Source organism: Polynucleobacter sp. MG-6-Vaara-E2 (genome assembly GCF_018687695.1).
GTDB lineage: Bacteria > Pseudomonadota > Gammaproteobacteria > Burkholderiales > Burkholderiaceae > Polynucleobacter.
On the sequence record NZ_CP061303.1, the window covers coordinates 1,769,760 to 1,787,239 of the forward strand.

Genomic DNA, 17,480 nt, shown 5'->3' on the forward strand with positions numbered 1-17,480 from the left:
TGTCTAATAAAAAATTCAAGCAATGAAGTAGTGCACTGTTTAAGGGGCAAAATAACCATGCAACAAAAATGGGGAATTCGAGGAATGGCTGTTGCGCCACACTCCCTCGCTTCGGAATCAGCTTTAGCAGTTCTTCGTGAGGGTGGTAACGCCCTAGAAGCAATGGTCGCTGCAGCGGCAACAATTGCAGTTGTTTATCCCCATATGAACTCCATTGGCGGAGACTCGTTTTGGGTTATCCACTCTCCAGGCAAAGCCATGGGCGGCATTGATGCCTGCGGCGCAGCTGCAGGCCTTGCAACTAAGAGATGGTATGCAGAGCGCGGCATTACTAAAGCCATTCCATTTCGCGGACCCGTTGCAGCCAATACCGTGGCAGGAACAATTTCGGGCTGGGGTGCTGCACACAAACTATCTCAGCAAGGTCTGGGCGGAAAGATTCCTTTATCGCGCCTCTTAGCGGATGCGATTCATTATGCTGAAGCAGGCGTTCCAGTTACTTATAGCCAATCGAGTCTCACAGCTAAAAAGCGTGAAGAGCTTAGCCCTATCCCAGGATTTTCCAAAACGTTCTTAGTCAACGGCAAAGCACCTGCAGTGGGCAGTATCTTTAAGCAAGATCGCTTAGCTAAAACTTTGCGACAAATCGCCACTGAGGGCACTGATGATTTTTATCGTGGTGACCTTGCAGAATTATTGGCAAAAGAACTGGCTGACGTTGGCAGCCCACTACGTCTAGATGACCTTCATCGTCACCACGCAAAACTGATTGATCCGCTTGAGCTCAAACATAGCCTGGGGAATGTCTATAACATGGTACCCCCAACTCAAGGCGTCGTATCGCTCATGATTATCGGCATCCTTGATCAACTTAATCTCAAGCGCTTTAAAGTTGATAGTACTGAATATGTTCACCATTGTGTTGAAGCTACAAAGCAGGCATTTAAGATTCGCGATCAGTTTGTCACTGACCCGGCCTACATGACGAAGAATGCCCAGTCCTTTTTGTCCCCCGCTTTCTTGAAAAAGTTAGCAAAAAATATCGATCCCAACAAAGCTTTACCTTGGGGCCAAGGCAAAGGTCCAGCAGACACTATCTGGATGGGCGTGATTGATGGTGATGGCAATTGCGTGTCGTTCATTCAAAGTATTTATCACGAGTTTGGTGCCGGCATTGTTCTTCCTAAATCAGGAGTTAATTGGCAGAACCGTGGCTGTAGCTTCTCTCTAGATCCGAAGACACTCAATCATCTCGAGCCCTATCGAAAACCATTCCATACGCTCAATCCGGCAATGGCTTTATTCAAAGATGGTCGCTCCATGGTTTATGGAACGATGGGTGGTGACGGCCAACCACAAACCCAATGCGCAGTCTTTACTCGCGCCGCGACTTATGGACTTGATCCGCAAGATGCCATCAGCCGTCCTCGCTGGTTACTGGGTCGCACCTGGGGTCAAACGAGCGATAGCTTAAAGCTGGAGTCACGCTTTAGCCCATGGGTTGCAAAAGAATTACATGCAATGGGACACGACATTGAAATGCTTGACGCGTTCGATGAAACCGTAGGCCATGCAGGGTGCATTATTCGCGAGCCATCTGGCACGCTTCGCGGAGGATGGGATCCTCGTAGCGATGGTGCTGTTAGCGCGTTTTAGTAATAAACATTTTGGGCACGCGTAGATCCCAATAAATGGCGGCTGCGCGTAATCCAAATATTCCCAACATGCAAAGTACTGAACCCTCTAGCGCATATAGGGGGGCGAAGTTCAATACCAACACATAAGCGCAACAACCCAGAGTGACTGGAATCGCGTACAACTCATGCGACATGATGAGTGTTTTTCTGCCAGCCAAAATATCCCGTATCAATCCACCACCAATAGCAGTAATGACACCCAGTATGACTGGGCCAACTGGCAGTCCATATCCCATAGACCAAGCTTTGTCAGCCCCTTGAATTGCAAATAGTGCCGCACCAAAACCGTCGATATAAAGCATCCATCGATAAATTTGGGGTTGCGTAAAAAATGATTCAGCTACAAAAGTGAGTACGCTAGCCCCTAAGGCAAGCCAAACATAGATTTGGTTCTCTGACCAAAACACCGGGGCGCCCAAGATAATGTCGCGAATGGTTCCACCACCAATGGCGGTAATAAGCCCAAGAACTAAAACACCGAAAAGATCGACGCCACGATCAGCAATTGCAAGTACGCCAGTGACTGCAAACGCCATCGTTGCAATCACGCTAATCCAAAATTGAATCTGTTCCATAGGAAATAGTCTAAAGCACTTCAAATTCTTCTGAACGAAAAATTGGTGCATGAATATACTGTGGTTTATGAATTCTCCTACATTGATAACACTATGAAACCCAAGCTTTATAGCTATTGGCGTAGCTCCGCTGCGTTTCGAGTGCGTATTGCCTTAAACCTGAAGGGAATGGATTATGAAATCATTCCAGTTCACCTAAGTAAAAATGGTGGCAATCAACTCTCAGATGCGTACACCAGTAAAAATCCAAATCAACTAGTACCCTTATTCGATGACGGAAAAAATAATATCCATCAATCTATAGCCATCATTGAGTATTTAGAAGAAATTAAAAAAGAGCCTGCTTTGCTTCCACAAGCAGCCATTGATCGCGCATGGGTACGCGCACTTTCTCAAGATATCGCTAGCGATATTCATCCTATCGATAACTTAAGGGTCTTGCGCTATCTTGTAAAACAATTGGGCATTAGCATTGAGGCAAAAGACACTTGGTACCAACACTGGGTTGTAATTGGCTTGACCAGCCTCGAAAAACGTTTGAGTAGCGATCCTCGAGTTGGACGTTTTGCCTATGGCGATCAACCGAGTTTGATTGATGTCTGCTTAGTGCCACAGTTATTTAATGCGTTAAGTGCAAAAATAGACGTGAGTCTTTATCCCACTCTCATGAAGATCTTTAATGAATGCATGCAGCAGCCAGCATTCATCAACGCATCATGGGAAAAGCAAATTGATGCCGAAGGATTAAATCCCGCTGTTCCACCACAAGAATAAAGACAGCGTGACTAAGGATCCTACTGTCGTTATTAATACAACCCGCGATATCACACTGCCATCTGCCTTGTAATACTGAGCCAGCATAAATGGGCCCGTACCTGTTGGTAGCGCACTCAAAATCACGATGGCGTTTAACCACAGCGGGGGCAACCCCATAATAGGTCCAGCAATGACCCAGGCAACGATGGGCTGAATCATTAATTTTGCGGCACTAATGCCCCATGCCTGCGTTACCTCAGCCTCGCTCCTCTGCAATAGAAATAAGCCGATCGATACTAAGGCGCATGGGGTGGCAGCGGCAGCTAAAAAAGAAATGACTTGAGCGATTGGATCATACAAAGTGAAGTTGGATGCCGCCCATAGCAAGCCTAAAACCGGCGCAATCAAAAGTGGATTTGCACCAAGTGATTTCACAACACTTAAAAGAATTTGATAATTCTTTTTATGGGACAACATCCCAATCTCGATAAGTACTGTTGCTAATGCAAACATCACAAACACAATAAAGGTAGAAATAATTGCGGGAGCCAGACCATCCTGCCCCAATGCAAGAAGACATAATGGGATACCCATATAACCCGTATTTGAATAGGATGCACTCAAACTATTAAAGCTAGCGGCCACTAAATCTCGACTCTTCCAATAGCTAGCAGCGAACACTAATATAAAAACGGTGAAGCAACTGAGAAAAAATGCAGTAATGAATTGTGGTTGCCAAAGCGTTTGCCAACCACTGTTTGCAGCGAAATTAAAAAGCTGGGCAGGTAATGCCAACCACACTACGAACCGATTCAGCTCAATAGAGGCGTTCTCGCCCAACTTACCTGCGCGACCACCAACATATCCGATGAGGATCAGGACAAATACAGGTAGGACTACATTAAAGACGTAGAGCACAGGTTTTAATGATTAGGAAATTTTCTTAAGCGTTTTGATATAACGCTGTGCATTTTTGACGTAGCGACCTGCGATTTCGCTGATGCCTGCAATTTGCTCTGGGCTCAATTCTTTTACTGCCTTAGCAGGTGAGCCAATAATCATGGAACCGTCAGGAAATTCTTTACCCTCCGTGACTAAAGCGCCAGCGCCCACTAAACAATGTTTTCCAATCTTGGCGCCATTCAGAATAACTGCTCCAATACCGATCAAGCTACTATCCCCAATACTGCAACCGTGCAACATGACTTGATGTCCAACCGTGACATTCTTACCAATAAGAAGTGGATAACCTGGATCAGTGTGAAGTACAGAGGCATCTTGAACGTTGCTGCCTTCTCCAACTTGAATCAGATCGTTGTCGCCGCGGATAACGACTTTGGGCCAAATGTTTGCGCTTCGATGAAGCTCAACCCTCCCAATTACTTCAGCACTCTCGGCAACCCAAGCGCCCTCTGCTAGTTGAGGGGCGTTTCCGTCTAGTTCATATATAGCCATGACCCATTATAGGTATGAATCAGGCCATATATAAGACTGAGTAATGCAAATGAATTACCAGTTAGGCTCGCGATCAGGTGTTGCTGAAATACGGTGCACGCTTAAGTCAGCACCTTCGTATTCTTCTTCCTGAGTCATTCGAATTCCGAGAAGGGCTTTTAGGGTTCCGTAGACTACGATACCGCCGATCAAGGCAATACCAACACCCAAGGCGCTACCAATGAGTTGACCTGTAAACGTAATCCCACCAATTCCGCCCAAAGCTTTCGCTCCAAAAATACCTGCGGCTAATCCACCCCAGAGACCGCACAGTCCATGTAATGGCCAGACACCCAAAACATCATCAATCTTCCAACGGTTTTGTACCAAGGTAAACATGTATACAAATAGAGCGCCAGCAACTAGGCCCACTACTAAAGCACCCACCGGATGCATCAGGTCAGAGCCTGCGCAAACCGCAACCAAACCTGCTAGTGGGCCGTTGTAGGTAAAACCAGGATCGTTACGACCCACAATCCATGCAGCAAGAGTGCCACCAACCATCGCCATCAAGGAATTCAAAGCAACCAAGCCACTAATCTTGTCGATGGTCTGCGCACTCATGACATTAAAACCAAACCAACCTACTGCCAAAATCCAAGCCCCCAGTGCCAAGAAAGGAATGCTTGATGGTGGATGTGCTGAGATTTGACCTTCTTTGGTATAGCGACCACGCCGCGCACCCAGAAGAATGACTGCTGGCAAAGCAATCCAGCCACCAACCGCATGCACCACTACAGAGCCAGCAAAATCATGAAACTCTTCACCAGTTAAACCTTTGATCCAAGCTTGAATACCATAGTGTTGATTCCAGGCAATTCCCTCAAAGAAGGGATACACAAATCCAACCAATACAAAAGTAGCAATCAATTGTGGATTGAATTTAGCGCGCTCAGCAATGCCACCAGAAATAATCGCCGGAATAGCAGCAGCAAAAGTGAGTAAGAAGAAAAATTTCACTAATTCATAACCATTTTTTTCAGCAAGCAATTCTGCGCCCGAAAAGAAGTTCACGCCATAGGCAATGCTGTAACCAATAAAAAAGTAAGCGATTGTCGAAACGGCAAAATCAACCAAGATCTTTACCAACGCATTGACCTGGTTTTTCTTGCGAACTGTGCCCAGCTCCAAGAAAGCAAAACCCGCATGCATGCCTAGCACCATGATGGCGCCGAGCAAAATAAATAAAGCGTCACTACCTGATTTCAAAATTTCCATGTGATTTTCTCCCTCTATTTTTTGCCTCATTATGGGGAATTCATAAACCTAAATAGGTGCATATTGCACTAAATTAGTGCGTAAATTGGCATTATTTATGGTTTATGATGAATTTACATACACCTCAGGGAGAATCCATGAAAAAAGTCCTCGTTTTATTAGCTGCATTTGTCGCATTTTCTGGCCTAGCTCAGGCTCAATCGAGCGCTCCAGTCAAAGTGCTGAGCACCCAAGAGCTTGTGAACGTTTGCAAATTACCAGCAAGTCCAGAATCCCGCAGTTACTGCGTTGGCTATTCGACCGCGATTTATGACACTTATTTAGCAACTCGTCATCCTCAGCGTGCAAAACCATTTATTTGCGTAAAACAACCCGCTCCATCACGGGATGAAGTGATTGCAGATTTTGTGAAGTTTGGTCAAGAAAATCCACAAACCGCTGATAAACCAGCGTCAGGTGTTTTCTTGGGCTTTTTGGCAGCACGCTTTCCTTGCGCCAGAAAATAATCTCACTAGCTATTCATTACAAAATTAATTTAAAGGATCTGTTGATATGAAAAAAATTATCGCGATTACTGCAGCAACTCTCGCAATTGCTGGCTGTTCAAATATGAGCAACACTGAGCAACGTACATTATCTGGTGCCTCTATTGGCGCAGTAGCTGGTGGTGTAGGCGCAGCGATTTTCCACGGCAATCCAATCTGGGGCGCTGTAGGTGGTGCAGCAGTTGGTGCAGCATCTGGCTATGTATACGACGCTTACAAAAAAGAACAGGCTTCTGAATACAACTCTGGATACAACGCCGGTAAAAACAATAAGCCTGCAAACGCTCCTAACTAATTCAGCGTACTAGCTGCAATACAGCAACAAACTACCCAGCTTGTATTAATTTACAAGCTGGGTTTTTATTTCAATATCGCCAGCCAAGGCCTTATGAATTGGGCATTTGTTAGCAATTTCGATTAAACGGTCTTTTTCCTCTGCGCTCAAGTTACCAATCAACCGAATATCGCGCACAAAAGTTTCAACATCACTTACTCGCTCAATATCTACCGTCACGATCGCATTTTCTAAGTTCATAGATTTACGACCTGCATACATTTTTAAGGTCATACTCGTACACGCCGCTAAAGCGGCACCCAAGTATTCATGAGGTGTTGGCCCAGTGCCATTACCACCATTACTGGTATATGCATCAGCTAAAAAATGCAAATCCCCAGTTGTCAATTTTTGCTGTAAGGGACCTTCGCCAAACTGTGATATTACTTTTCTCATTACTTCTCCTAATCAATTTTTAGTTTTAAAAATTTTTATTTTTGATGCGGCTTGCTAGCTTTTTCAGCTATCGGTAATTTCGCATTTTTCCAAGAATGAAACCCGCCCTCCAAATGGCATATATTAGGGACACCCATTTTTTGTAAGGTCTCGGTTGCTAGCGCTGAGCGCCATGCTGACGCACAGTACAAAACCAGGCGCTTACCCTCACCAAAGATGGGTTTGTAGTACGGACTCTCCGGATCAACCCAGAACTCCAGCATTCCCCGTGGTGCATGCAATGCATTCGGGATCATGCCTTCACGCTCTACCTCTCTCACATCGCGTATATCGACAAATAGCGTATTGGGTTCCGACAATAATTTTTGCGCCTCATCTAGTGGAATAGTTTCAATCTGGGCCATTGCAGCATCGATCAGCGCCTGATATCCAATCTTCAATTTCACCAAAATCTCCCAAATTAACAATACTCATTATTGCTTAGTCACCTGCTACCATTCTGCTATGAACTTTACCTCTACAGAACTAGGCGCAAGTGTAATTTTTACAATTGCAGTCCTGCATACCTTTTGCACCAGCTATTTCGAGTCCCTTGCTAAAAAGATTCCAAGACATGCTGGTCTTTGGCATCTTCTTGGTGAAGTAGAAATTGTTTTTGGTTTTTGGGCCGCTATTCTCATTATCTATATCAGCCTTATCGATCACTTAGGCTCCGCAAAAGCTTACTTAGACAGCCGAAACTTTACTGAACCCTTGTTTGTCTTTGCCATCATGATCGTGGCAGGTAGCAAGCCGATTTTGTATTTTTCCACACAACTTCTACATTTGCTTTCTCAAGGGCTGCAGTTATTACTTCGCACTCGCAGCGCTCCCATTCTTTATTTTTTAACCCTCGGTGTAACGCCGCTGCTAGGCTCTTTAATTACCGAGCCAGCAGCAATGACCTTAGCTGCGTTTTTGCTGCGTGATCTGGTTTACCGCCACCAATGCTCTAAGACTTTGCTATTTGGAACCTTGGGTGTTCTCTTCGTGAATATCTCTATTGGTGGAACACTCACAAATTTTGCTGCCCCACCGGTACTGATGGTTGCATCCACCTGGAACTGGAGCTCGGCATTTATGTTTAGCAACTTCGGCCTGGAATCCTGTATTGCAATCTTCATTAATGCTCTGGCTGCAACACTGTTATTTCAGCGTCAGTTAATTGAGCCAAATGAGTCTCAAAAATCTACTAGGATTCCGGTTGCCGTGATTGCAATGCACTTACTCTTTTTATTAGGCGTAGTCGTATTTGCACATGATCCCATTATTTTCATGTGGCTCTTATTATTTTTTATCGGTTACACCACAGCCTACCCAAAACATCAAAGCCCACTGATTCTGAAAGAGGCCTTACTGGTTGGATTCTTTTTGGCTGGATTAGTTGTGCTGGGAGGACTTCAAGGTTGGTGGTTGCAACCTATTCTTGAAATGATGAGTCCTACTGCAGTGTTTTATGGAAGCCTAGCTCTAACTGCCATTACAGATAATGCAGCACTGACTTATCTGGGCTCACTTGTGACCGGCACCTCAATCGACTTTAAGTTAGCCCTGGTTGGCGGTGCGGTTGCGGGGGGCGGCCTTACAGTGATAGCCAATGCACCCAATCCTGCAGGTATCGCAATCTTGAGAGCGCATTTTCCGAATGGGGTGGTATCAGCCCTCTATCTACTGCTTGCTGCATTGCCACCCACATTAGTCGCCATTGCAGCCTACCGCCTTTTATAAACCAAGAGAAGTGCTTCCACAGTAAAATCTGAGCTTCGCCCCCAGTTATAAACCTGAGAACGGCATATGAAAAAGCTCTATATCAAAACCTTTGGCTGTCAAATGAACGAGTATGACTCGGGCAAGATGGCCGACCTACTCCATGCTGACGAAGGCATGATCATGACGGACAGCCCAGAAGATGCGGATGTCGTACTTTTAAATACCTGCTCCATTCGAGAAAAAGCAGAAGACAAAGTCTTCTCTGATCTGGGTCGTTTGCGGGAACTCAAAAAAACGAAGCCTAATTTACTGATTGGTGTTGGCGGCTGCGTAGCAAGCCAAGAGGGCCAACAAATTGTCAGCCGCGCGCCTTATGTCGACGTAGTGTTTGGTCCACAGACCCTGCATCGATTAAGTGATCTGCTTGCAGAACGTCGTAAAACGGGAGTATCTCAGGTTGACATCTCTTTTCCAGAGATTGAAAAATTTGATCATCTTCCAGCTTCACGTCAGACTCGCGGTTCAGCCTATGTATCCATCATGGAGGGTTGCTCAAAATATTGCAGCTACTGCGTGGTTCCTTATACCCGCGGCGAAGAAGTCTCTAGGCCATTTGATGATGTCTTGACTGAGGTTGCAGGACTTGCAAGCAAAGGTGTTAAAGAAATCGTCTTACTCGGACAAAACGTCAATGCTTATTTAGGAAAAATGGGTGGCACAGAAGAGATCGCAGACTTTGCTCTACTGATTGAGTACATTGCTGAGATTCCCGGAGTCGAGCGCATTCGCTTTACCACTAGCCATCCAAAAGAATTTACGCAGCGCTTAATTGACGTTTACGCTAAAGTGCCAAAGCTCGTGAGTCACCTACATCTACCAGTGCAACATGGTTCTGACGCAATGCTTTCAGCGATGAAGCGAGGCTATACCGCTCTTGAATACAAAAGTATTATTCGCAAGATGCGAGCAGTGCGCCCTGATCTGACATTGTCGAGTGACTTTATTGTTGGCTTTCCAGGCGAAACTGATGCTGACTTTGAAAAATTATTAAAGATGGTGAAAGAGCTTGAGTTTGATAATAGTTTTTGCTTCATCTTCAGTCCTCGACCAGGCACACCAGCCGCCAACTTAAGTGATGACACTCCATACGAAGTAAAACTCAAGCGCCTACAAACCTTATTAGGTGTCATTGAAGGTCAAGCCAATCAAATCAGCCAAAATATGTTGGGTAATACTGAAAAAGTATTGATTGAGGGTCTAGCAAAGGATGGGGTGAATTTGCAAGGTCGTGCTGAAAATAATCGCGTAGTTCACTTTACAGCTCCCGATCAAGATATTGAATCTTTGATTGGCAAAATGGTAGTCATTCAAATTACTGAGGTCCTCAATTACACCTTGAGGGGTGAGTTAGTAGAAGCGCATGCAAACTAAGATCAAGATAAGCAACTCGAGGCTATTAGTGGATGTTCAAACTGCTAGTCCAGCCATTGAAGCAGCTCTAAAAAAAATAGCATCATCCATGCTGATTAAGAAGTGGGTCAAAGCAAGTGTTCAGACTGAAGGCTTGCTGACACTGCGCTTTGTGAATAGATCCGAAGGGAAAAAACTAAATAACGCGTTTCGTAAAAAAGATTACGCAACCAATGTGTTGACCTTTCCTTACGAGCTCTCCAAGAAAAATATAGTAGCTGATATTATTTTTTGTCTACCCGTTGTTCAGAAAGAAGCAAAAGAGCAAGGGAAGACACTAAAAGCGCATCTCGCCCATTTAATAGTGCACGGCTGTCTTCATGCTCAAGGATATGATCATGAACATGGAAAAGATGCTAAAAAAATGGAAGCACTTGAAGTTAGGCTGCTCAAGGAACTGGGATTTACCAACCCTTATTTAGTGAACTAATTTTTACCCTGTCACATTTCTAAGCTATTCTTACTACATGCCTGACCCCAAATCCTTATTAAATCTGCTGGCTGATTTTTTATCGCCTCAGCCTACAAACCCGAGCGAACGACGCCAGGAACTGATTGAAACTCTGCGCGAAGCGCAATCTGAAGGGCTAATTGATGCGGATGCACTCTCTATGATCGAGGGCGTCTTTCAGGTTGGCCAGCTATGCGCCCGAGATGTTTTGGTTCCACGAGCACAAATTGATTGGATTGATATCAATCAATCCCTAGCTGAAATTGTGAAGAATGTGATTGAAGCTGCACACTCTCGATTTCCTGTTTTTGAAGGCAGTCGGGATAATGTCATTGGCATTCTATTAGCTAAAGATTTATTACGACACTCTACCGAAAAAGATTTTCAAGTGCGTGATTGGTTGCGGCCAGCAGTATTCATTCCCGAATCTAAACGTCTCAGTGTTTTATTGCGTGACTTCAAAGACAATCGTAATCACCTGGCTGTTGTAGTAGATGAGTACAGTGGCATCGCAGGCATTATTACTATCGAAGACGTACTCGAGCAAATTGTTGGTGATATCGAAGACGAACATGATATTGATGAAGAGGCTGACAACATCATCTCTTTAGACAATGGTGATATACGCGTTAAAGGCATTACCGAACTTGATCAATTTAATGAAACACTTGGCACCCACTTTGCCGTCGAAGATATTGAAACAGTCGCAGGTTTAGTGATTCAGCATCTAGGTCGCGTTCCGAAGATGGGTGAGTTGATTGAGATCGATAGTATTGAATTCGAAGTTCAACGTGCTGATCCACGACAAGTTCATATTTTGCTGGCTCGCCAAAAATCTAAAAAAGTGGATTAAGGAACGGCTTGTTCACTCAGCAATCGTCTAAGTTTATTTTTGCAAGGCCGCTTCTAATCCTCTTTGTTTTGGGCGCCATACTTGCAGGAGTGGCTGAACTGCCCTATGGTGGTTGGATTCAAATCCCCGTCTTAGCTCTAATCTGGTGGCAATTAGAAGCTAGCCATTCACAAAAACTATCATTTCATTTTGTGCAGGGCCTAATATTTGGTCTGGGATATTTTGTTGTCGGTCTATGGTGGCTATACATCAGCCTACATGATGTTGGCGGTATGAACCCCATACTTTCCGTGACTGCCGTGTTACTTCTATCTGCTTACATGGCACTGTATTTTTCTTTAGCCTCACTAGCAATCCCGCTATTTAAGAAGTCTAAGTGGAGTGGGCTTCTGCTAGCCGCAAGCTGGGTAATCATAGAATTTCTACGCGGCTATATCTTTACAGGCTTTCCTTGGATGGGATTGGCGGAATCACAAGTCAATGGCCCTTTTGCCCCAATTGCACCATATCTAGGCGGCTTAGGCTGCACATTTATGATGGTTTTTGTTTCATGGCAAATCCTGCGATTAAAAAATGTTTTTTATTCAAGCATCTTCTCACTAATACTGGCTAGCTTACTGACAGCATTACTTAGCCAATGGCAATTTACTCAGCCGACTGGTAAGCCCATGGCCATTCAATTAATACAAGGAAATTTTGCACAAAGCTTAATTTTTCAACCAGCGGGTATACAAAAGCAGATCGAGTTTTATAACAATGCAATGTTAGAAACAAATGCTGAACTGATCGTTTCGCCTGAGACAGCATTTCCATGGCCAGAACCCAACCTACCATCAGGCCTTATTGCTAACTTACAAAGATTTTCCAATCAGACTGGCAGCAATCTACTTTTTGGAGCAATTGGAAGAGATGCTTCTAAAGAGGATGGAAGAGAGTATTCCAATCGTGCCATAGGACTTTCGCCTGACTCGCCGCCTTACTACTATGATAAAAACCATTTAGTACCTTTTGGTGAATTTATCCCCCCCGGCTTTCGTTGGTTTATCAACGCCTTTAGTGTTCCTTTAAGCGACTTTGCTCGCGGAGGAAATAATCAAGCCAATTTCACTATTGCAAGAAAAAATCAAGCCCCAATATATGCTGCAATCACCATTTGTTATGAGGACGTCTTTGGTGGTGAACTTGCTAGTCGCTTACGAAATAGTCCCGAGCCTACGAATCTTTTAATTAATCTGACCAACCTTGCATGGTTTGGTCAATCTCAAGCGCCAACACAACAACTCAGACTGTCGCAATTGCGCTCACTTGAAACAGGACTTCCAGCGCTTCGCGCAACCAATACTGGCATCACTTCAGTTGTGGGTCCAGATGGTAAGCTTATGCAAGCTCTTCCAGAATTTACCCAAGCTAGCCTGAGCGCCCGAGTTCAAGCCTATGCAGGCAAAACGCCGTATGTAATCTGGGGAAATTTCCCGATTTTGAGCATTTCTTGTCTGCTGCTGATCTGGGGCTTAATTCGCTATAGACGTTTTTAGTCTTTTTTGACTCCGAAATACCCTAGCCATGTAAAATCAACGGCTTAGCCAGGTAAATCATGCTTACTTTTCAGCAAATCATTCTCAAACTTCAAGATTATTGGGACCAACAAGGTTGCGCCCTGTTACAACCTATTGACCTCGAGGTAGGCGCTGGCACATCCCATACCGCGACTTTCCTGCGAGCAATTGGACCGGAACCTTGGAAGGCGGCTTACGTTCAACCATCACGCAGACCAAAAGACGGACGTTATGGAGAGAACCCGAATCGCTTGCAGCACTACTATCAATATCAAGTTGTACTCAAGCCTGCACCTGAGAACATTCTTGATCTCTATTTAGGATCGCTTGCAGCTCTTGGTCTTGATCTCAAAGAAAATGACATTCGATTTGTAGAGGATGATTGGGAAAATCCAACTTTAGGTGCCTGGGGTTTAGGTTGGGAAGTTTGGCTCAATGGCATGGAAGTAACCCAGTTCACTTATTTCCAGCAAGTAGGCGGCTTAGATTGCAAGCCTGTTTTAGGCGAAATCACTTACGGCATTGAGCGCTTAGCAATGTACATTCAAAATTGCTCAAATGTTTATGACCTCGTATGGGCAGATGGCATCTCTTATGGTGATGTGTATCACCAGAATGAGGTTGAGCAGTCATGCTACAACTTTGAACATTCCAATACAGATCTTCTCTTTGCCAACTTTAGTAACTATGAAAGTGAAGCAAAGCGTTTGATGGAAGTCCCATTGGCATTACCTGCATATGAGATGGTTCTCAAGGCAGCGCATACCTTTAACCTCTTGGATGCGCGAGGCGCTATCTCGGTTACAGAGCGTGCCGCCTATATCGGCCGCATTCGCAATCTATCCCGTGCAGTTGCGCAGGCCTATTTTGAATCCAGAGAGAAGCTTGGCTTCCCTATGTGTCAACGTCAATCCAAAGTATGAACACATCAAACTCAAACACTCAGTCAGCAAACTTGTTGATTGAGGTATTTACTGAAGAATTACCCCCTAAATCTCTACGTCGTTTAGGGGATGCTTTCAGTGAAGGCATTTTTGCCCACCTCAAGTCTGCCAACCTCGTAACAGATTCATCCAGCGTCACTAGCTTTGCTACTCCACGTCGACTAGCGGTACAAATAGGCAATGTACTTAGTCAAGCACAAGATTACCCGGTGAGAGAAAAGCTTCTCCCAACTAGCATTGCATATGATGCCAATGGCAACGTAACGCCACCACTTCTTAAAAAATTAGCAGCACTCGGGCATGCGGATATCGATTTATCCACCCTTGAAAAATCTGGTGAAGGCAAGAATGAGGCTCTCTACCTGAATGTGATTGCCAAGGGTGCTGCACTAGAGCAAACCGCTAGAACTGCCCTTGAGCAAACATTGAGCAAATTACCAATTGCCAAAATGATGCATTACCAAGTGCAACAAAAAGATGGTCAATTGGCGGATGTGCAATTTGCCCGTCCAGCACATCGCATCATTGCTCTGCATGGTTCTAAAGTACTTAATATCAGCGCTCTTGGTATTGATGCAAGTAACGAAACTGAGGGCCACCGCTTCTTGGCACCGGGCGTTCTCACCATCAACTCTGCAGATCAATATGATAGCGATTTAAAAAATAAAGCCAAAGTTATTCCGAGTTTTAATAAACGTCGCGCACAAATCGAAGCTGCACTCTTAAAAGCGGCAGGTGACGATTTAGTGTTGATGCCAGACAGTCTTTTGGATGAAGTAACTGCTCTGGTTGAATGGCCGTCGATTTATGAGTGCCAGTTTGATCAGGAGTTTCTAGAGGTCCCTCAAGAATGCTTGATCCTGACAATGCAGACCAACCAGAAGTACTTTGCTCTTACCGATAAACAAGGTAAGTTACGTAATCGTTTTTTGATTGTTTCAAATATTGAGACAGCTACGCCGCATGCGATTATTTCTGGCAATGAACGTGTTGTTCGTCCACGGCTTTCTGATGCGCGCTTTTTCTTCCAACAGGATCAAAAGCGACCCTTAGCCTCTCGTGTCGCCGATCTTGCCAAGGTGGTTTATCACAATCAACTAGGCAACCAATTAGACCGTACGAAGCGCGTACAGGCAATTGCTACTGGCATTGCTCAAAAACTAAAAGCAGATGAACAGTTAGCTAATCGTGCGGCAGAAATCGCAAAGACTGATTTACTGACCGATATGGTTGGTGAGTTTCCAGAACTTCAGGGCATCATGGGCTCTTACTATGCAAGCCATGATGGTGAAAATGTAGAAGTGTCAGCCGCTTGTAGTGAGCACTATATGCCTCGCTTCGCTGGTGACGCACTCCCAAAAACTCAAACCGGCACCATTCTAGCCATTGCTGATAAGTTAGAAACGTTGGTTGGTATCTGGGGGGTGGGTTTGGCGCCAACTGGCGATAAAGATCCCTATGCATTACGTCGTCATGCACTGGGTATCTGCAGACTTCTATTAGAAAAAAATCTTTCTTTAAGCCTTCCCGAGCTTATTGAACTTGCTCGTGCGCAGTTCTCTCAAAAAGATGTGCAAGAACAGGCTAAAGCTGCTGATATTTACGAATTCATCATCGATCGCATGCGTGCCTACTTGCGTGATCAATCAGTTTCAGGAAAACCATTTACCAGCGCAGAAATTGATGCAGTGTTGAGTCAGGCGCCATCTCAGATCAATGATTTAATCGAGCGCTTATCTGCTTTGCGTGAATTTAATGCACTTCCACAAGCCACTCAATTAGCCGCAGCCAATAAGCGCATCAGTAATATTCTCAAGAAAACAACAACCGCTATTCCAGTAAGCTGCTCAAGCAAGCTTTTACAGATACCGGCAGAAACTGCTGTTCATGATGCGCTGGAAAAAATTACGGCAACCTTAGATACGGCCTACGAAAAACGCCAATTCGTAGAACTCCTCAAGGCGTTGGTAGCCTTGAGTGAACCGATTGATCAATTCTTTGCAGACGTCATGGTGATGGATCCAAATCCTGAGCTACGCGATAACCGTTTAGCGCTCCTACAACAACTTCACCAGAAAATGAATCTCGTTGCCGATCTCGGCAAATTGGCATGAGCACCAGCTCTTCTAAACTCATCATTCTCGATCGCGATGGCGTGATCAATGAAGATCGCGATGATTATGTGAAGTCTGTTGATGAGTGGGTACCTCTTCCGGGAAGTCTAGAGGCAATCGCACTCCTAAATCAAGCTGGCTACCAAATTGCGATTGCAACCAATCAGTCTGGCCTGGCAAGGGGTTACTTCACCATCAATGATTTACATGCAATGCATCACAAAATGGAAAAATTATTGCAACCCCTAGGTGGCAATATTGAAAGCATCTTTTTTTGTCCCCATACCGACGCCCACGCGTGTGATTGCCGCAAACCGGCGCCAGGTCTGATGAAAGAAATTGCACTGCGATTTAAAAGAACTGATAGTACCCAACCTTTATTGGGCGTTCCCATTGTGGGCGATTCCCTTAGAGATTTACAAGCTGGGGTGGCACTTGGTGCCTCGCCCCACTTAGTACTAACTGGTAAGGGCGAAAAAACCTTAGCCAAGGGCGGCTTACCAGAGGGCACGCAAATTCACGCTGATCTCATGGCATTTGCAACTACACTGCTAGAAAAACCATTCTAGGATTTCATGGTCTTCATTCGCTCTACTCTATTTGCGCTATTTCTATTGATCTTCACACCAGTTTGGTCCGTGCTTTGCATGTTGGCTTTTCCATTTTTAAGCCCAGAAAATCGCTATAGCTTCATTGGTTTATGGAATAAGGTCGTCATTTGGCTGCTATGGCACCTATGTGGGATTCACTATGAAATCCGCGGCATGGAACATATGCGGGCAGTTCTAGACCAGCCTGTAGTGATCTTAAGTAAGCACCAATCTGCCTACGAAACAATTGCTTACATTGCCCTGCTACCCAAACAACTCTGCTTTGTATTCAAACGAGAATTACTATGGATCCCATTCTTTGGCTGGGCCTTAGCTTTGCTAAAAATGATTCACATTAATCGCGCCAATAAACAGACAGCGGCTTTATCTGTTGCCAGCCAGGGCCGTAAGCGCCTAGGCGAAGGTAAATGGATCATACTCTTTCCCGAGGGCACCAGAACGCCAAGGGGCTCTACAAAACCTTACCGCAAGGGAGGTGCACGTCTGGCAAGCGCGACTGGTGCCTTAGTGATTCCTATTGCTCATAACGCAGGTATATGCTGGCAAAAAAATAGTTTTCTTAAAAATCCTGGGACAGTCATTTTTTCAATCGGCCCTGCAATTACTTCCGAAGGTAAATCTGGGGAAGAGCTGCAACAGGAAGTTGAGGGCTGGATTGAAGCTGAAATGCGTGCGATAGATCCAAGCGCTTATCAGTAAGCATTTGGTGTAACTTGG

General features: G+C 44.9%; 19 protein-coding genes. 13 read left to right on the forward strand and 6 right to left on the reverse strand.

Features of this window, described 5'->3' with window-relative positions; translation table 11 throughout:
- Positions 1 to 57: 57 nt before the first annotated feature.
- Positions 58 to 1,656, forward strand: coding sequence for a gamma-glutamyltransferase (gene ggt, locus ICV38_RS09135; RefSeq protein ID WP_215380281.1), 1,599 nt, complete (start codon positions 58 to 60; stop codon positions 1,654 to 1,656).
- On the opposite strand, the gene ICV38_RS09140 is transcribed toward ggt, so the two are convergent.
- The gene (locus ICV38_RS09140) at positions 1,643 to 2,272 is read right to left on the reverse strand and encodes a trimeric intracellular cation channel family protein (protein WP_215380284.1); all 630 of its coding nucleotides are present in this window, start codon (positions 2,270 to 2,272) and stop codon (positions 1,643 to 1,645) included. The two genes, ggt and ICV38_RS09140, sit on opposite strands and share 14 nt — an antisense overlap.
- Positions 2,273 to 2,365: 93 nt before the next feature.
- On the opposite strand from ICV38_RS09140, the gene maiA reads away from it, so the two are divergent.
- A complete protein-coding gene (gene maiA / locus ICV38_RS09145; RefSeq protein ID WP_215380315.1) occupies positions 2,366 to 3,046 on the forward strand; it encodes a maleylacetoacetate isomerase in 681 nt (226 codons plus the stop codon).
- Here maiA and ICV38_RS09150 read toward each other — a convergent pair.
- From ICV38_RS09150 to ICV38_RS09160, 3 genes are read right to left on the reverse strand one after another with little or no spacing between them, the layout of a single operon-like run.
- A complete protein-coding gene (locus tag ICV38_RS09150) occupies positions 3,017 to 3,946 on the reverse strand; it encodes an AEC family transporter (protein WP_215380318.1) in 930 nt (309 codons plus the stop codon). The two genes, maiA and ICV38_RS09150, sit on opposite strands and share 30 nt — an antisense overlap.
- Positions 3,947 to 3,958: 12 nt before the next feature.
- On the reverse strand, positions 3,959 to 4,483 hold the full coding sequence (locus ICV38_RS09155) for a gamma carbonic anhydrase family protein (RefSeq protein WP_215380321.1): 525 nt from the start codon (positions 4,481 to 4,483) through the stop codon (positions 3,959 to 3,961).
- A gap of 54 nt (positions 4,484 to 4,537) precedes the next feature.
- Positions 4,538 to 5,740 (reverse strand): ammonium transporter, encoded by a 1,203-nt coding sequence (locus tag ICV38_RS09160; RefSeq protein WP_215380324.1) that lies wholly within the window; start codon positions 5,738 to 5,740, stop codon positions 4,538 to 4,540.
- Between the two features lie 137 nt (positions 5,741 to 5,877).
- On the opposite strand from ICV38_RS09160, the gene ICV38_RS09165 reads away from it, so the two are divergent.
- A complete protein-coding gene (locus ICV38_RS09165) occupies positions 5,878 to 6,246 on the forward strand; it encodes a Rap1a/Tai family immunity protein (protein ID WP_215380326.1) in 369 nt (122 codons plus the stop codon).
- A gap of 46 nt (positions 6,247 to 6,292) precedes the next feature.
- Positions 6,293 to 6,580, forward strand: a complete 288-nt coding sequence (locus ICV38_RS09170; RefSeq protein WP_068949441.1) for a glycine zipper domain-containing protein — start codon at positions 6,293 to 6,295, stop codon at positions 6,578 to 6,580.
- A gap of 45 nt (positions 6,581 to 6,625) precedes the next feature.
- Here the strand turns inward: ICV38_RS09170 and ICV38_RS09175 are convergent, their stop codons facing one another.
- Together ICV38_RS09175 and ICV38_RS09180 are read right to left on the reverse strand one after the other, a co-directional pair.
- The gene (locus ICV38_RS09175; protein WP_215380329.1) at positions 6,626 to 7,015 is read right to left on the reverse strand and encodes an OsmC family protein; all 390 of its coding nucleotides are present in this window, start codon (positions 7,013 to 7,015) and stop codon (positions 6,626 to 6,628) included.
- 35 nt (positions 7,016 to 7,050) lie between these two features.
- Positions 7,051 to 7,461 (reverse strand): rhodanese-like domain-containing protein, encoded by a 411-nt coding sequence (locus tag ICV38_RS09180; RefSeq protein ID WP_215380332.1) that lies wholly within the window; start codon positions 7,459 to 7,461, stop codon positions 7,051 to 7,053.
- Between the two features lie 58 nt (positions 7,462 to 7,519).
- On the opposite strand from ICV38_RS09180, the gene ICV38_RS09185 reads away from it, so the two are divergent.
- The 9 genes from ICV38_RS09185 (at position 7,520) to ICV38_RS09225 (ending at position 17,462) form a co-directional block, all read left to right on the forward strand.
- The gene (locus tag ICV38_RS09185; protein ID WP_215380335.1) at positions 7,520 to 8,782 is read left to right on the forward strand and encodes a putative Na+/H+ antiporter; all 1,263 of its coding nucleotides are present in this window, start codon (positions 7,520 to 7,522) and stop codon (positions 8,780 to 8,782) included.
- A 66-nt stretch (positions 8,783 to 8,848) separates the two neighbouring features.
- Positions 8,849 to 10,195, forward strand: a complete 1,347-nt coding sequence (miaB, locus tag ICV38_RS09190; RefSeq protein ID WP_215380345.1) for a tRNA (N6-isopentenyl adenosine(37)-C2)-methylthiotransferase MiaB — start codon at positions 8,849 to 8,851, stop codon at positions 10,193 to 10,195.
- Positions 10,185 to 10,664, forward strand: coding sequence for an rRNA maturation RNase YbeY (ybeY, locus tag ICV38_RS09195; protein ID WP_215380355.1), 480 nt, complete (start codon positions 10,185 to 10,187; stop codon positions 10,662 to 10,664). Before miaB ends, ybeY begins: the two co-directional genes overlap by 11 nt.
- 37 nt (positions 10,665 to 10,701) lie before the next feature.
- Entirely contained in the window at positions 10,702 to 11,538 is an 837-nt protein-coding gene (locus ICV38_RS09200) for an HlyC/CorC family transporter (RefSeq protein ID WP_215380384.1), read from the forward strand.
- Positions 11,539 to 11,546: 8 nt separating this feature from the next.
- A complete protein-coding gene (gene lnt, locus ICV38_RS09205) occupies positions 11,547 to 13,073 on the forward strand; it encodes an apolipoprotein N-acyltransferase (RefSeq protein ID WP_251368143.1) in 1,527 nt (508 codons plus the stop codon).
- 59 nt (positions 13,074 to 13,132) lie between these two features.
- The gene (gene glyQ, locus ICV38_RS09210) at positions 13,133 to 14,017 is read left to right on the forward strand and encodes a glycine--tRNA ligase subunit alpha (RefSeq protein ID WP_215380387.1); all 885 of its coding nucleotides are present in this window, start codon (positions 13,133 to 13,135) and stop codon (positions 14,015 to 14,017) included.
- Positions 14,014 to 16,152: a glycine--tRNA ligase subunit beta gene (gene glyS / locus ICV38_RS09215; protein WP_215380403.1), complete on the forward strand. Its 2,139-nt coding sequence runs from the start codon at positions 14,014 to 14,016 to the stop codon at positions 16,150 to 16,152. The genes glyQ and glyS overlap by 4 nt, the downstream gene beginning before the upstream one ends.
- Positions 16,149 to 16,721: a D-glycero-beta-D-manno-heptose 1,7-bisphosphate 7-phosphatase gene (gene gmhB / locus ICV38_RS09220; RefSeq protein WP_215380406.1), complete on the forward strand. Its 573-nt coding sequence runs from the start codon at positions 16,149 to 16,151 to the stop codon at positions 16,719 to 16,721. Before glyS ends, gmhB begins: the two co-directional genes overlap by 4 nt.
- A 6-nt stretch (positions 16,722 to 16,727) precedes the next feature.
- Complete coding sequence (locus tag ICV38_RS09225) at positions 16,728 to 17,462, forward strand: 1-acyl-sn-glycerol-3-phosphate acyltransferase (protein WP_215380409.1); 735 nt, start codon at positions 16,728 to 16,730, stop codon at positions 17,460 to 17,462.
- The last annotated feature ends 18 nt before the right edge of the window (positions 17,463 to 17,480 follow it).

Bases quoted from the DNA above. Each gene is read 5' to 3' on its own strand.
- ggt (WP_215380281.1), top strand. From the start codon at position 58: ATGCAACAAAAATGGGGAATTCGAGGAATGGCTGTTGCGCCACACTCC.
- ICV38_RS09140 (WP_215380284.1), bottom strand. From the start codon at position 2,272: ATGGAACAGATTCAATTTTGGATTAGCGTGATTGCAACGATGGCGTTT.
- maiA (WP_215380315.1), top strand. From the start codon at position 2,366: ATGAAACCCAAGCTTTATAGCTATTGGCGTAGCTCCGCTGCGTTTCGA.
- ICV38_RS09155 (WP_215380321.1), bottom strand. From the start codon at position 4,483: ATGGCTATATATGAACTAGACGGAAACGCCCCTCAACTAGCAGAGGGC.
- ICV38_RS09160 (WP_215380324.1), bottom strand. From the start codon at position 5,740: ATGGAAATTTTGAAATCAGGTAGTGACGCTTTATTTATTTTGCTCGGC.
- ICV38_RS09165 (WP_215380326.1), top strand. From the start codon at position 5,878: ATGAAAAAAGTCCTCGTTTTATTAGCTGCATTTGTCGCATTTTCTGGC.
- ICV38_RS09170 (WP_068949441.1), top strand. From the start codon at position 6,293: ATGAAAAAAATTATCGCGATTACTGCAGCAACTCTCGCAATTGCTGGC.
- ICV38_RS09175 (WP_215380329.1), bottom strand. From the start codon at position 7,015: ATGAGAAAAGTAATATCACAGTTTGGCGAAGGTCCCTTACAGCAAAAA.
- ICV38_RS09185 (WP_215380335.1), top strand. From the start codon at position 7,520: ATGAACTTTACCTCTACAGAACTAGGCGCAAGTGTAATTTTTACAATT.
- miaB (WP_215380345.1), top strand. From the start codon at position 8,849: ATGAAAAAGCTCTATATCAAAACCTTTGGCTGTCAAATGAACGAGTAT.
- ybeY (WP_215380355.1), top strand. From the start codon at position 10,185: ATGCAAACTAAGATCAAGATAAGCAACTCGAGGCTATTAGTGGATGTT.
- ICV38_RS09200 (WP_215380384.1), top strand. From the start codon at position 10,702: ATGCCTGACCCCAAATCCTTATTAAATCTGCTGGCTGATTTTTTATCG.
- glyQ (WP_215380387.1), top strand. From the start codon at position 13,133: ATGCTTACTTTTCAGCAAATCATTCTCAAACTTCAAGATTATTGGGAC.
- glyS (WP_215380403.1), top strand. From the start codon at position 14,014: ATGAACACATCAAACTCAAACACTCAGTCAGCAAACTTGTTGATTGAG.
- gmhB (WP_215380406.1), top strand. From the start codon at position 16,149: ATGAGCACCAGCTCTTCTAAACTCATCATTCTCGATCGCGATGGCGTG.
- ICV38_RS09225 (WP_215380409.1), top strand. From the start codon at position 16,728: ATGGTCTTCATTCGCTCTACTCTATTTGCGCTATTTCTATTGATCTTC.